At 46.1% G+C, this 14,751-nt stretch carries 13 protein-coding genes; 9 read left to right on the top strand and 4 right to left on the bottom strand.

Annotated features, from left to right (window positions below; all coding sequences use genetic code 11):
• Nucleotides 1-79: 79 nt before the first annotated feature.
• From DMB88_RS28095 to DMB88_RS28085, 3 genes are all read right to left on the bottom strand, one after another.
• A complete protein-coding gene (locus DMB88_RS28095) occupies nt 80-1,798 on the bottom strand; it encodes a methyl-accepting chemotaxis protein (RefSeq protein WP_128103930.1) in 1,719 nt (572 codons plus the stop codon).
• Nucleotides 1,799-2,092: 294 nt separating this feature from the next.
• Nucleotides 2,093-2,836 (bottom strand): DUF3105 domain-containing protein, encoded by a 744-nt coding sequence (locus tag DMB88_RS28090; RefSeq protein ID WP_128103929.1) that lies wholly within the window; start codon nt 2,834-2,836, stop codon nt 2,093-2,095.
• A gap of 403 nt (nt 2,837-3,239) precedes the next feature.
• Nucleotides 3,240-4,169 (bottom strand): zinc ribbon domain-containing protein, encoded by a 930-nt coding sequence (locus DMB88_RS28085; RefSeq protein ID WP_128103928.1) that lies wholly within the window; start codon nt 4,167-4,169, stop codon nt 3,240-3,242.
• Nucleotides 4,170-4,581: 412 nt separating this feature from the next.
• On the opposite strand from DMB88_RS28085, the gene DMB88_RS28080 reads away from it, so the two are divergent.
• The 7 genes from DMB88_RS28080 (at nt 4,582) to DMB88_RS28050 (ending at nt 12,531) form a co-directional block, all read left to right on the top strand.
• Complete coding sequence (locus DMB88_RS28080; protein ID WP_056701897.1) at nt 4,582-4,926, top strand: Na-translocating system protein MpsC family protein; 345 nt, start codon at nt 4,582-4,584, stop codon at nt 4,924-4,926.
• A 436-nt stretch (nt 4,927-5,362) separates the two neighbouring features.
• Nucleotides 5,363-6,433, top strand: coding sequence for an ABC transporter substrate-binding protein (locus DMB88_RS28075; RefSeq protein ID WP_128104640.1), 1,071 nt, complete (start codon nt 5,363-5,365; stop codon nt 6,431-6,433).
• A gap of 31 nt (nt 6,434-6,464) precedes the next feature.
• Nucleotides 6,465-7,403 (top strand): nucleoside hydrolase, encoded by a 939-nt coding sequence (locus DMB88_RS28070; protein WP_128103927.1) that lies wholly within the window; start codon nt 6,465-6,467, stop codon nt 7,401-7,403.
• Nucleotides 7,404-7,853: 450 nt separating this feature from the next.
• Nucleotides 7,854-8,675 carry an ABC transporter permease gene (locus DMB88_RS28065; RefSeq protein ID WP_056701902.1) on the top strand — a complete coding sequence of 274 codons (822 nt, stop codon included), beginning with the start codon at nt 7,854-7,856 and terminating at the stop codon, nt 8,673-8,675.
• Nucleotides 8,676-8,679: 4 nt separating this feature from the next.
• Nucleotides 8,680-9,471 (top strand): ABC transporter permease, encoded by a 792-nt coding sequence (locus DMB88_RS28060; RefSeq protein ID WP_128103926.1) that lies wholly within the window; start codon nt 8,680-8,682, stop codon nt 9,469-9,471.
• 18 nt (nt 9,472-9,489) lie between these two features.
• Entirely contained in the window at nt 9,490-10,548 is a 1,059-nt protein-coding gene (locus DMB88_RS28055; protein ID WP_128103925.1) for an ABC transporter ATP-binding protein, read from the top strand.
• Between the two features lie 183 nt (nt 10,549-10,731).
• The gene (locus DMB88_RS28050; RefSeq protein ID WP_128103924.1) at nt 10,732-12,531 is read left to right on the top strand and encodes an adenine deaminase C-terminal domain-containing protein; all 1,800 of its coding nucleotides are present in this window, start codon (nt 10,732-10,734) and stop codon (nt 12,529-12,531) included.
• A gap of 181 nt (nt 12,532-12,712) precedes the next feature.
• On the opposite strand, the gene DMB88_RS28045 is transcribed toward DMB88_RS28050, so the two are convergent.
• Nucleotides 12,713-12,955, bottom strand: coding sequence for a hypothetical protein (locus DMB88_RS28045; RefSeq protein WP_128103923.1), 243 nt, complete (start codon nt 12,953-12,955; stop codon nt 12,713-12,715).
• A gap of 198 nt (nt 12,956-13,153) precedes the next feature.
• Here DMB88_RS28045 and DMB88_RS28040 point away from each other — a divergent pair, with 198 nt between their 5' ends.
• Entirely contained in the window at nt 13,154-13,891 is a 738-nt protein-coding gene (locus tag DMB88_RS28040) for an HAD family hydrolase (protein ID WP_128103922.1), read from the top strand.
• A 307-nt stretch (nt 13,892-14,198) separates the two neighbouring features.
• Nucleotides 14,199-14,678, top strand: a complete 480-nt coding sequence (locus DMB88_RS28035; protein WP_128103921.1) for a Dps family protein — start codon at nt 14,199-14,201, stop codon at nt 14,676-14,678.
• Nucleotides 14,679-14,751 lie beyond the last annotated feature (73 nt).

The following is a 14,751-nucleotide window of genomic DNA, read 5'->3' as shown; positions in this document are numbered from 1 at the left end:
AGGAATGAATTCCTTTCTCTGCTGGGCGGCTTATTTCGCATGGAAGCGCAGCTCTTCATGCAAAGCTTGTTGTCCCGCTCTATATCTTGAAGCGGGCAATCAGTCCGTTCAATTCACTGGACAATACACGTAGACTCTCAGCTGACGCGCTGATCTCACCCATCGATTGCAATTGGCCGCCAGTTGCGGCAGACACCTCTTGAATGCTGGATGAGGATTCACGCGAGATGTGCTCCATATTCTCGACAGAGGCTGAAATTTCTTCTGCACTCGCAGAGAGCTGTTCTGAAGCAGCAGACACCTCATGTAAACGTTCGTTGATCGTATCAATTCCAGAATGGATTGAAGTGAACGAACGACCTGCTTCCTGTACAACGACGAGTCCTGATTGGACTTCGGTTGTACTTGCACTCATATGCTCAGACAAGACTTGAGTTTGGTGTGTGATTTCTGCAATTAACTCGGACACATGCAGGGAAGACTGCTCAGATTCGGTGGCGAGCTTACGCACTTCGGAAGCCACCACGGCGAATCCATTGCCATGTTCTCCAGCACGAGCAGCTTCAATGCTGGCATTGAGCGCAAGCAAACTGGTCTGGGACGCAATGCCTTTCATCAGCAGAGCAACAGATTCAATCTTGCTGGAGTACTGCTCCAGCTGCAAGGTGGATAGGGACATCTGCGTGTTCGCTTGATGGATTTTGTCCATCCGATCAATCGCCGTGTTAATGTTCGCTTGTCCTTGCACCGCATTAAGGGTTGTTTCCTGGGATACACCCGCAACGAGCGACGCGGAGTGAGCGATATGCTGCATACTACGTGTAATTTCCTCCATCGCAATCGTCACTTCGCCCGCCCGGGCAACCTGTTCAGTGGCTCCCTGAGCCGTATGATCGGTATGCTTGGCAATCCGCTGGCTGGCTTCGGCCGTTGCTCTGGAGTGAACCGATACACCTTCGGCGGCTTTGAGCAAGGAATCGGAGCTTTTGCGAATACCTGCCATCACATTGCGGGTATCGGTGACGAGATGTTTAAACTCGGTAGCGAGCTGACCAACCTCATCCTTACGTCCTAACTCCACATCGACCGTTAGATCGCCTTTTCCTACTTGGGCGATGATCTTCTTGAGTCTGACGAGAGGGCGTGTGAGGTAATGAGCGAATCCATATACAAGTAATACGCTGAGCAAGACAATGACAAGTGCTGTCCAGATCATCGTCATACGATTCCGTGTCATCAGGTCATAGACCGCTGTGGAGTCTAGATCCGCACCCACAACACCAAGCACTTCCCCGTTTGTACCGTGAATTGGGACATAGGCAGTAATCGTTGCTCCATACTCGTCCTGCGTAAGTTCCCCATGCACAGACTCGTTATTGGCAAAAGCCTGCAGCATACCTTCATATTGCGTTTCTTCTACTGATCCATAAGGTGAAAAATCATCCTCCGAAACGTCAGCAGCCACACCGTCGACCACGTAATAATACGTGGCTGTTCCGTTCTCTTCCCGTTTACCAAGAGTGTACAGATACTTCAGTCCATTGGCTTCACGAAGCTGGCTAAGCTGTTCGCGCAGGGTTCCGTAGTAGTCAGTTTCATTCTGTCCCGTACTGAGTGGTGCATATTGAGCCACGTCAATGGATTGTGCAGCTCGTTCGGCAACCGCCTGAGCCTGCATTCCCATAGATTGTTCAACAAGTTCAGCGGATGAACGGTACATCGTCACACCAAGCACGGCTCCAGCCGCTAACATGAGACATGAAAAAAACAAAAAGATACGCATAAACAAACTGTTCATTAGTTGTATTACTCCCCCTTTTTAGCGGTAAAGGTTGTAGCTATGGATCACTATTGAAACGACTATCAACATATGGATCAGACGTGCATTGTGCTGGGTTGAACATGGATAAAACGAATATGTATGTGTATTGCTGTATTCAATATGCCAGCTTCATATGCGTGTTCAAAAAGGTAGGTGCCATGAAATAGGCGTACACCTTCAAATATCGGCATTTTATAGATAAAGAATTAGCCCCCGAATGCAGTTCATTCGGGAGCTTGTTTATCCTGATCAGATGCAAACTGTAAAATGTTACATCGTTCCTCCGCCTTGGCGAATTGAGGCTGGGATCTTTTCGGGGCCTTGATTGATGTATTTTTGAATAAAAGCACCCACCTTCGCATCGTCAAACGTGGCGAGTTTCATCGTCTTCGTCCAGGCGGTCACAACGACCTCGCTGCCTTCGGGAATGTCCTTGTTAGGGACAGCAAGAATTCCTGCCCCTGCTTCACGAAACTTCGTTAGGTACTTCAGGTGATCCTTGAGCTGATCGGTTGCATCTTCACGATAATAAATAATGATATCCCCGTGCTCCAGATTGTGCACCAGATAGGGATAACCGGGGAAATCGGTATAGAACCCAAACTTGATATCATGTGGATTATGAGGCCCTGAGGTTGGAATGGTCATCTCATAGTTGATCGGATCTTCCGTATGGCTGGCTCCATAGTACGGATCATCCGTCACATCAATGGTGGCATTGGCGTTCAGATCTGCAACAATGTATTTGGTAAAGGCACCCTGCATGAAGAAGAGAGCGATCACCACGATGGATACTCCGAGCATAGCGTGCGCTGTGATCCGAATGGTTCGACTTTTCCTTTTCACGATGGCTCGCTCATCCTTCTTCATATGGGCGACAATCGAACCTTGCGTGCGTGAAGCCCAGACGTAGGCGACGATAGACAACAACAGAATGACTGCGCCGATGATGAGCCACAGGTAGGATGTACCCGCCTCGTGATTCATCTGCATGTGATCCATATGTGGATCCATAAGTATCCTCTTCTTTCTTCGTTAAAATAAAATCATCATTCATTAACACTACATATCGTAGTGTTAATGGCGTTACACACTCTATTTCCGATCCAGTACACCGAGATGTACCGCAGATTAGATGCGAGAGCGAAAGGTGGATGGGCATCTTCCTTAGATGTCCAATACGTAAATAAAATCATATCAAATTTACACTACACATTATAGTGTAATCATGTGGATCGTGCAATCTTTGTGCGATATACATGACATGTTTTTCAAAGTGAATTCAAGTTTCAAGTTCATCATATGTCCTGTTCCACACTATAGTTGCTCTATAGTTATAACAAAAAGGCTCTCGTTGCCGAAGCAAGAGAACCTTTTGAAATGCCATATTGATCATCGATTACCTCTAGGGAGAGGACTACATCCGCCAGAACGAAGAGTAGAACAAGCTCAGGATGCTAAGCAATGTCTCCAAGAGCAAACGATATACGACATAGACTAGCACGATGTTGGCAATGAGCACCGTATAGATGCTGTCGATTGCGGCTTTGGAACGATTCAATGGATATTGGAACACAACCGCATTCATGCCTACAATGACGATGATGTAAGCAATCGCGACAAAATACAGTGAGAAGGAGAAGGAAATGATCGTGAACACGTTCGCCAGAACGAGTGCAGCCACTGCTGGAACCAATAATGCGCCGTACTGGGCTACGAGAATTTTGGGACGGAACGTAAGCTTCTCCACTTTCAAAATGATATACATTAACGCTACCGCAATAATTAGCATGATGGCTGTAAGCAAGAGAGGTCTGATGAACCCACTTATGAATATGCCGGGAATTTCCATAGAGCTAAAGGCAATTAAGAAGTATGTAGAGGATAAAACTGCGATTAAAGCCATCGTCAACCATCCATTGAATGAGTGCTGTTCACCAACGCTCTTCATTGCTTGGTAAGGACGAACAAGAACGCTAAGGAAATAAGATGCATATTGTTTGCTTACTTCTTTGGCTTGCTGAACTTTCTCATTTTGCATCATATTGTTCCATTGATTGTTCTGTTGATCACCGGATGCCTGATTTTCGGTAGTGTGCGCTTGTTCTTGCGGTTGCCGAATTGGAATGGGTGCTGATGTATTCGAGCTGGAATCTTGAGGTGCATGATTAGGAGAGTCTTGTTTACTTGACCAACGCGTATATTCGGACTCCGATGCAGCAGCAGATTCGTAATCTGGTGAAGCGCCAGCAGGGGAAGAAGTCGAAGCAACCTCGGTCAGGTTCGATCCGCACCTCTCGCAAAAGCTAGCATTTTCATTTTCATGATTACATACTGGGCATTTCATGATATAAGCCTCCATTTCATTTATTTAGACATTTTGTCTTATTTTAAGGGTTAATGTGGAAGTTTGTCCATGACTTCCATTGAATTCTACAAGGGATTTATGAAAATGAAGTTTGTATTTATGATCATATTTAGTTCTTGTACAGTTTATGTCCATCGTAAGTATGATCGTTCTTTCTGCAGCGAATGTAATGGATAGAGAACGTAGTCTGCGGGTATACTTTTACCAGTTCAATCCTTTGTTCAATCACGTTAAGTACAGATATAAATACGTTTCAATTCATGTAATGTTCGCTTTTATGAGATATTTGTAGGTGAAGTTCATCTTTTGGGTTGCCCAACACAGAACATTTATGTATAATCAGACGTGTTAATACGTTTAATGTACGGTAGTAAATGATGTAGGTGAGTTCATGGAACTGCTGGACAGTAATGAGAGCAAGAAAAAGATGTGCCAATACTATAATGAAATATCGAAGGAACTGTTCGGCTTCGGGACAACTCTCCTGAGAGTGACCGTAGATCAGAATATTGTAACCTTCTTCGCGAAGCACCGACGTTCGCCACGCTCTGACGCCCTGGAAGGGGAGGCCCCCGGCTTGAAGCTGGAAGTGGACTTCCGCATGTCTGTCTTATATAAGAAGAAATTCAGGGAGAAGTTAGAGCAACACATGGGTTTGCCAATTGAAGCTGTTTTAAGGGATTATGATGCGTCCACGCAGTGGGCCATTACCAATGTGATTTTGGAACAAGCATAGATGGATTAGTGGGGTTTTCCTGTTGATGCATACTGCCTTTGTACCTGAGATTCATATGGATTCTGACAATTTCATACGATGGCGTCTGTCTTTGGATTGATTCTGAAGCAGAAACCGATGATGTACCGGCTACGGGTGTCGCTTTCCTTTGTTTACGAAGAAAAGTGTTCTTGTTCACACAAGAATGCTTTTCTTTTTGTTTTTTTAAGTTGAATTAGCCCTGTCATAACACAAATGCTCCGAAAACAGAAAACCTTTCGATCGTCGTTATCCCCTGATTCCTATGAATACTCTTTCTGGAGGCGGAATCTGGTGATAATACGAACGCTTTGCTTCTTCAGGTCCTTTCTGATTTCTTCGTTAATTGTGTTATCAAGCTAATTCAACTTCATAAATTGCGTTATAAATCACACATATCAGGGGGATTAAGATCATGATGAAAAAATGGATTAGTGGTTTGGCGACAGTAGCGATGACTTCGGTATTACTTGCAGGTTGTGGCAGCAGCACAGATGATGCAGCAGGCGGATCAGGCAATGGAGGAACAGCTCCAACGAAACTGGTTATCTCCACATGGGGTTTCTCGGAAGATTTCTTCAATCAAGAAGTATTTGGTCCATTTGAAAAAGAACATAATGTAGATATCGTGCTGGAAGTGGGCAACAATGCTGAGCGCTTGAACAAAATCCGTCAGGGTACATCCAGCGTAGATGTGATCTATCTGTCTGACTACTATGCACAGCAAGGCATTGACGAAGGCCTATTTGAGAAAATCGACCGCTCCAAAATTCCGAACATCAATGATATTTATGAGATTGCCCAAGCTCCACTTGGTGAAGATTACGGCCCTGCTTACACCGTTGGACAATTGGGGATTGCGTATAACCCAGACATGGTTGCCAAAGAAGTTACTTCTTGGAGCGATCTATGGGATCCCGCTTTTGAAAATAACCTGACGATTCCGAACATTACAGCAACCGCTGGCCCAATGGTACTCGATGCAGCATCCCGTGTTGCAGGTAATGATACGTTTAATGAAGATGCCGCATTCACGAAGCTGAAAGAGCTTAGCGGAAATGTCGTGAAATTCTACACGCAAACTTCGGAGTATGTGAACATGTTCTCCCAAGAAGAGATTGCAGGCGGTCCAATTATGGAAATGTACTTCAAAGACTTGAAGGCAGCTGTGCCTAATGCGAAGTTTGTAACACCTAGCGAGGGTGCTTATGCCGTTATGAACACGATCAACGTAGTTAAAGGCAGCAAAAACAAAGAACTCGCTGAAGAGTTCATCAACTGGCAGCTCAGTCAGGACGTTCAAGCGAAATCAGCTAAAGCCAAAGTGGATTCTCCAGTAAACACAAAAGTAGAACTGAATGCTGAAGAAGCTGAAGGTGTGACATACGGAGCAGACGTGGTTGAGAAGTTGAACAAGCTGGATATGGAGTTTGTAAACCAACAAGCTAAAGGCTGGACAGATCGTTGGAATCGTGAGATTGCCCAATAAAACAAACGTAACGACAAGGAGTAGAGCATAGATGAGTAAAACGTCTAATCCCATCATCTTGGATGTAGATACAGGTATTGATGATGCGCTGGCGATTCTACTGGCTGTCAAAAGCCGGAAGCTAGATATTCTCGGCATCACGACTGTCTGCGGCAATGTATCTCTAGCGCAGGCAACGGAGAATACGTGCAAAATACTGGAGCTGGCAGGTGCGCCTGCCATTCCGGTGATTGCTGGAGCAGCGAGTCCGCTGACTCGGAAGTCTCATTATGAACATCGTGTGCATGGACAGGACGGATTGGGTGGTGCGCTGCCTGATCCGGCAGTGTCCAAGCAGGCCGATCCAGGGTTCGGCCCAGACTTTATCGTGGAGCAGGCTAAACTATACCCAGGTGAACTCACCCTGATTATGACGGCACCACTTACGAATTTGGCGCTGGCGCTAATTAAATGTCCGGAGCTGCCTTCTTTATTGAAGGAAGTCATCTTCATGGGTGGTGTTGTACGGGGGCACGGTAACGTGACACCGGTAGCGGAGTACAATACGTACGCCGATCCAGAGGCTGCACGTATCGTTGTGCAGGCAGGAATTGAGAAGCTCACACAAGTAGGACTAGATGTTACACGCCAGACGTTGCTGAATGAAGCTACCATTGAACGCCTCACAGATCCTGTACTACGCGCATATGTAGCTCAGAGTACGGAGATTTATATTAATCGTTACGAACAAATGAATGGTGTACGAGCATGTGCGCTGCATGATCCACTAGCTGTTGGCGTAGCACTCGCTCCGGAACTGGTTGGACGCAAGTCGTATTACGTGGATGTCGAAACCGCGAGCCGTCTGTGTGACGGTCAGATGGTGTGTGATTTCCAAAACCGTTTGGGACAACAGCCCAACACCCTCGTCTGCGAAACGGTAGATGCGGAAAGCTTCCTAGAACTGTTTATCAACGCATTAAATTCGTAAATTTAGAGGTTGTTCAAAAAATCCGCTTTTGATTACGAAGGATGCCTGTCGGCATCTCAGCATCGAAGATGGGATTCAGCCGAAATGTCAGTTGCTCACGTAGTTTTGCCTACGCTCCGCTACTCCATTTCTATCTTCATCCCATCTTCTCGGCACTGAAAACCGGATTTTTTGAACTCGTTAATATTTTTATCCAAAGAGGAAAGTTAAGATCGATATTAAAATAAGTTCTTAACTTGATCCCGCTTAGTGGAGGGGACGAAATCGATTCTGGAGAAGCGAAGCGCTCGCCTTTATCCTTGGATTTTTCCTTCTAAGAAGAAGGAGATCAAGAAAATCCAAGGATAACAGCGATCGGAAGAACGATTCGTATCCGGAACGGCTGATGCGGAGATAACCAACACTTGTTTTTGGAATGACTCAAATTTTTCTTATGTCAGGAGTAGAACGATGAAAAAATCAGTAATCTACTGGCTATTGCTGCCGGGATTCATATTTTTGGCGGCATTCATGATCATTCCGATTGTCCTGACGATCGGGTCGACCTTTTTTCAGGAAAACTCCTTCACGTTTGAAGGATACATGCATTTTTTCAGAGACCCTTACTTTTTGAAAATATTGCTTACCACCCTGCAGGTCAGTGTGGTCACCACGATTGTCTGCGTGGTGCTCGGATTCCCGACAGCTTATTATATTTCTCGGAAAGCGCCGCGCCGCAAAGGCATTTTGCTGGCACTGGCGATCTTCCCACTCTTGACGAGCCCGGTTGTGCGCTCGTTCAGCTGGATGATTATCCTTGGACGTAAAGGGCTGATTAACAACGCGCTCGTTGGTTTGGGGATCGTGGACAAGCCGCTGGATATTTTGTACACGCCGGCAGCGATGATGATTGGTCTGACACATCTATTCTTGCCGCTCATGATTATTTCCCTGGTCGGCGTACTGGAGAACATTGATGGTGACCTGCTCAAAGCAGCACAAAGCCTGGGTGCATCCCGCTTCACTGCATTCCGCCGGGTTGTGTTCCCACTGGCTGTGCCAGGGCTTGTCATCGGAGCCGTGCTTGTATTTGTCGGCAGTCTGACGGCATATACGACACCTGCCCTCCTTGGAGGGAAACAGCGTGTAATTGCCACGTTCCTGTATCAGAACGCCATGACTCTCAACGACTGGTATCTGGCCTCGGTTGTTGCCGCGATTATGATTGTGATTACATTCGTCGTGGTCGGTGTCATGAACAAAATGGCCAAAACTTTAAATCCGAAGGGGTAGACATATGCGGGAGAAACATATCGGGCTGGGCCTGTTCAGTCTGCTGGTCTTTATCTTTCTGCTGGGCCCGCTTCTGATCATATCGGTCACTTCGTTTGAACCGGGAACGGTACTCAAATTCCCACCGGAGGGATTCTCCTTCCGCTGGTACGAAAATATTTTTAACACAGGCGGTTTCCTCCGCACATTCCAGACGTCCATCATTATCTCCCTGCTGGGGAACTTGCTGGCACTGGCGCTAGGGATTCCGGCTGCGTATGCACTCAGTCGTTACGATTTCAAAGGCAAATCATTGCTGAATGCCGTATTCCTATCACCGGTATTGATTCCGGGGATCGTGCTTGGTTTCACGTTAATGAAATATCTGATCGTGATTTATCACCTTCCAATGGTTCTGGGATTGTTGATTGGACACACGATTATTATGCTTCCGTTTATTATTCGGGTTATTGCTTCAAGTCTGTCGAGCTTTGATTTTGCAGTGGAGGAAGCGGCACTTAGTCTGGGTGCAGGACGTCTAAGAACGTTCTTTCAGGTGGTGCTGCCTAACATACGCTCCGGTATTCTGGCGGCGGTACTTATTGCTTTCTTGGAATCGTTCAACAACGTGGATATTTCCGTGTTCATGACTGGCCCAGGTGTGAGTACATTGCCGATTCAGATGCTGACGTACGTGGAGAATTATTTTGACCCAACGATTGCAGCCATTTCCGTGCTGCTGATGGTACTGACAGGACTCTTAATGTTCGTGATCGAACGGATCATGGGCGGATTTTCATACTTTACTAAACGTTAATTGGAGGCGCAGAACGCTATGGCATTGCTGACACTAGACCACGTATCCGTGGCATACGATAAGCAGACAATCCTGAAGGATTTTCAGTTGGAGCTGGAAAATGGTAAGCTGCTCTCCCTGCTCGGACCGAGCGGTTGCGGCAAAACAACTACGCTGCGCCTCATCGCCGGATTCCTGGAAGCATCACAGGGCAAGTTTATGTTCGGCGGCAAGGATTACACGAAGGTTCCGGTGAACAAGCGGAACTTCGGATTTGTATTTCAGAGCTATGCGCTGTTCCCGCATCTGTCTGTCTATGATAATGTGGCCTTCGGCCTGCGGATGCGCAAGGTGAAGGACAAGGATATCTCCTCACGTGTGATGCGCATCCTTGAAGTAGTTAACTTGATTGGATTCGAGAAACGCTTCCCGACGGAACTGTCCGGTGGACAGCGTCAACGTGTGGCGATTGCCCGCGCACTGGTGATTGAACCGGATCTGCTTCTATTTGATGAACCGCTCAGTAATCTGGATGCTAACCTGCGACTCAACATGCGGGTCGAGATTCGCCGGATTCAGCAGGAGCTGGGCATCACTACGCTCTATGTGTCTCATGATCAGGAAGAGTGTTTCTCGATTTCCGATCAGGTAGCGATCATGAACAAAGGCGTGGTCGAGCAGCTCGACCGCCCAGAGACAATTTTTAAATATCCGGCAACGGAGTTTGTAGCACGATTTATCGGATTCCATAACTTTATTGAATTTGCGGATCGCACGGATGCAGGGGATATGATTACGTTGCATGCGGGAGGCCGTACGTTTAATGCTACTGCACATCCGGGTACCGCTCGTGCCGGTGCTCGCAAAGGCGCGATTCGCCCGGATGATCTGATCGTGAGTGGAGACACATCCGCGGATCTCGCTAATGCATTGCCAGGCATCGTGAAGGTGAGTACGTACCTCGGTCGTAGTTACCAGTATGTCATTGAGACGGAACTTGGCGACTTCACAGCTAACCAAGAGATGGAGACGCCTTATCTTAGCGGACAGCGAGTGAGTCTGATTTTCCCACAGGATAAACTTGTGTTAGTGGAATAGTCATTGAATGTAATTGACAGCAACAGGAAGTAAAGCAGCAAAGAAGGCATATTAGCGGTGAATCCGGTTAGGGCAAGGTGCATCGTAGTGCGGAACTGTAGATAAAAGCGCAGTGCAGCACATTGTAGGTAGACTGCTCATCCGGATCACGCCGAGATGCTTGTGAAGAAGGAGATTATGCCAATGCGTGCAGATCAACTAATTGTGAATGTAAATGTGTATAACAGTTATTATAAAAGGTTCGAAAAAAATAACGTCGCTGTATTGGACGGTCGATTCCTATATATCGGTTCAGGCGGGTCGGAGCTCATTAATGCCGATGAAGTCATTGATGCACGTGGTCGTTATATGATTCCAGGCTTGATTGATATTCATCTGCACATTGAGAGTACAATGGTAACGCCAGCTACATTTTCACACGGACTGATCCGCTCTGGGGTGACTTCCATTGTGCCTGAGCCACATGAGATGGCTAATGTGTTCGGTCTGGAAGGTGTGCAGGAGATGATGGCGGCAAGTCGGGAGACGTTGGTGGACATGTTCTATGCGATCCCAAGTTCTGTGCCGGCGACTCCAATGGAAACGACAGGTGGTTCCATCGAGATCGAAGATATGGATACATTATTGGCAACCGGAGAGATCATCTGTCTGGGTGAGATTATGAACTATGTGGATGTCATTCGCGACCCAGACTGCAAAACGAATCAGATTCTTCGCCACATTCGGAAGAACTACCCGGAGCTTGTCATTGAGGGGCATACACCGAAGCTATTAGGTCTGGATCTGCACCGACTGATCTATGCTGGGGTTGATTCGGATCATACACATCAGAGTATTGAGGGATTACAGGCTCGTATTGCTGCGGGCATGTTTATTGAAATCCAAGAGAAATCCATGACACCGGAAGTGATGGAGTATCTAATTCAGCATGATGTGAAGGAGCATTTCTGTTTTGTAACAGATGATGTTATGCCTGATAGTCTGGTGGAGCGAGGACATCTGGATCATCTTGTACGTAAAGCGATTGGTATGGGAATGCGCCCAGAAGATGCGATTTACGCGGCAACGTCTACTCCTGCAGCTCGGATGAAAATGACGGATCGTGGCAGTATCGCACCAGGTAAGGTAGCAGACTACGTACTGTTGTCCGACCTTGAAATGTTGCGTGTCGATCAGGTCTACAAAAAAGGTCGTAAGGCTTACGATGATTACGAACCGTATACACAAGAACGGATCATTGGGCAGTTCCCAGCTCATTTCTACCATAGTGTGCAATTGCAGCCGCTTGATGAAGAGGACTTTGCAATTCGTTTATCCGATCCTAAAGTTAGTGGTTCAGGAGTAGGTACGGGTAGTGTTGTAGATGCTCTTCAGGCAGAAGACAAGCCGAAGGCGAATGAAGACCATGCGGGTGAATCCTCGTACCCATGCCGGGTTATGATGGTGAAGGATGGCTCGACCTTTGTGGAAGAACATATTGCGCAGATACAGGTAACGGGAGATGAGCTCTTGTGGGAAGAGAGTGAATATGGACAGATTGCCACCTTTGAGCGTTATGGGGTGAACGGTAATCATGCACATGGTCTGATTGGTGGAGATACGATTAAACGCGGTGCCATCGCAACAACGTATTCCCACGACAATCACAACCTTCTCGTCGTTGGACGTAACCGCAAAGATATGATTATGGCAGCTAACAAGGTGATTTCGAGCCAAGGGGGATTCTGCGTTGTTGAGGATGGCAAAGTGCTCAGTCATCTGGAGCTTCCGGTAGGTGGTATTCTGACCGAGGAACCGCTGGCTGTTGTATCCCATCAAGTGAAGGAATTACGGGCTGCCATGTTATCGCTCGGTTATGTGCATTATAATCCGATTATGTCGATTAGCACCCATTCCCTTGCCGTGAGTCCAGCACTCAAAATTACCGATCACGGGCTGATTGATGTGAATGCAGGTAAGGTTGTACCACTAATCGTACAATAGCGATTGTTCAAAGATCCGCTTTTGATTAGAAAGAAACCCAATGGAATCATCAGCATCGAAGTTGAAATTCATTTGAAATTCAGTAACTGGGTTCTGAGGAATATACAAAAAGGTAAGTGCATGGTAGAGAGAATACCGTGTACTTACCTTTTTTTGACGATCCTGTATGATAGGATGATTATTATAGTTCGGATGCAGAACTCTGAGCAGATCTCATTTTCCTGAGCTTTATCACATAGTATACTGATCTTACGGTACTACCTGCCATAGGTATTGCAATGAGTACATAGTTGAATGTTGAAGCAGAAGGGAAATTATAAAAAGCGTAGACCATCACTGCCGCGGCAAAGAGCAGAAGGCTACAGTTTAGAATCAGATGGTACACAATACGCTTATATTCAGTCGGGTATGAGAAAAATTTCATGAATATACCTCCTTGTAGGGTTCCTTGGAGTCGTTAAATAAGGTATTCATAGAAACTTAATTATAACATTCAACGGAGTGTATTCCCACATTATTCTAATATGTTAATGAATTCGTTCGCTGTTCTGTAGCTTATTATAGAAGGAATATTGTTTCATACGTTTATCTCAATTATATAGAGACGAGAGAGGGAGTCTTAATGATGACATCTAATTCGAATGCTAAGAAGGCTGTATTTTTCGATGTGGATGATACGTTATATGATCATCTACAACCATTACGCGGGGCGCTTCAGGATATTCTTGGCCTACCGGACGATTTTCCCTACAGCGAGGCATATCATCGCTTTCGCTACTATAGTGATTGGTTATCGGAGCAGGAGGGATTGTCCGCTGTACCGGAACCGGCAGCTATGGAACGGATGCGTCGTCGCCGGTTCGAGCTGACCTTAGAAGAGTTCGGTGTGTCACTACAAGCAGGACAAGCAGAAGCATTGCAGCAGCAATATCTAAGCTGCCAGTTTCGGATATTACCTTTTGAAGGCGCGTACGATCTGATTCGGAGACTGTCAGCCGAGGGGCATGTCGTTGGCTTGATCACGAACGGACCTGGAGCACACCAACGTACCAAGCTGGAAGCATTAGATGTAATTGGATTGATCCCAGAGGAACGAATCTTCATCTCGGGCACCATTGGTTATGCCAAACCAGATCGGCGACTATTCGAACATGTAAACGAGCTAACAGGCACAACGCCCTCTAACAGCTTCTACATTGGAGACTCATGGCGTAACGATGTCGTAGGTGCAGTGGATGCCGGATGGAGCGTTATCTGGTTTAATCATCGTGAAGCCATGCCTGAATCAGATCACCAACCACATCATGTTGCGCAAACGTATGAGGACATCAAACGTGTTCTTTTGTCTGAGATTTCCTGATAGATATCAGTGTAACTTTTCTATAGATACCATCTATTGAGGTTGTAAAATGAATTGAATGATATACAGCAGTCCAATCGATAACATACGATGGGCTGCTTTTTTAATGCTCAGAAGATGAAGTTCCCTTCATAGAATCTTCATTTCATAACATAGCCGAAAGCCTAGCCAAGTGAGTAAGCTGGTGTTATAATTAAAACAAGATTTAGATTAAGTCTAAATTAAAGAAGTGACAACGACAACGTAAGTAATTCCATATTCACTACACATTAACTTAAAATAATGAATTCGAGAGGGGATTAATTCCATGAGCACAATGCAAACTAAAACCAACCCATTTGTAACTGAAACAACTGAACTTCACGAGGTACTTAACCGTCAGATCGCAGGCTGGTCTGTACTGTACACGAAATTGCATCATTTCCACTGGTATGTTCAAGGACCACACTTCTTCACATTACATGCCAAATTCGAAGAACTGTACAATTTGGCTACAGCTCATATGGATGAAGCAGCAGAGCGTTTGTTGACCATCGGTGGACGCCCAGTAGCGACGATGTCGGAACAGTTGCGTTTGTCTCCGATTGAAGAGGCTCAAGGGCAATTCACTGCAGAACGTATGGTTGAAGCTGTTGTTGCGGATCTGCGCCTGATGTTGAACGTGATTAACGAAGGTATCCAAGCAGCGAGTGCAGCAGATGACAAAGCAACTGAGGACATGCTGATTGGTTTCACGGCTGGATTGGACAAAGAAGTATGGATGCTGAATGCTTTTCTGGGAAAATAACGGTTCTTTGAAGTCGTGATCCCTAAAACCAAAACCCTACAGCGTAATCCTAACTTGTCTCCAATAAACTGCT

Source organism: Paenibacillus sp. DCT19 (genome assembly GCF_003268635.1).
GTDB lineage: Bacteria > Bacillota > Bacilli > Paenibacillales > Paenibacillaceae > Paenibacillus.
Note: the sequence above shows the minus strand (reverse complement) of the source record. Positions and strands in the feature narration are given on the sequence as shown.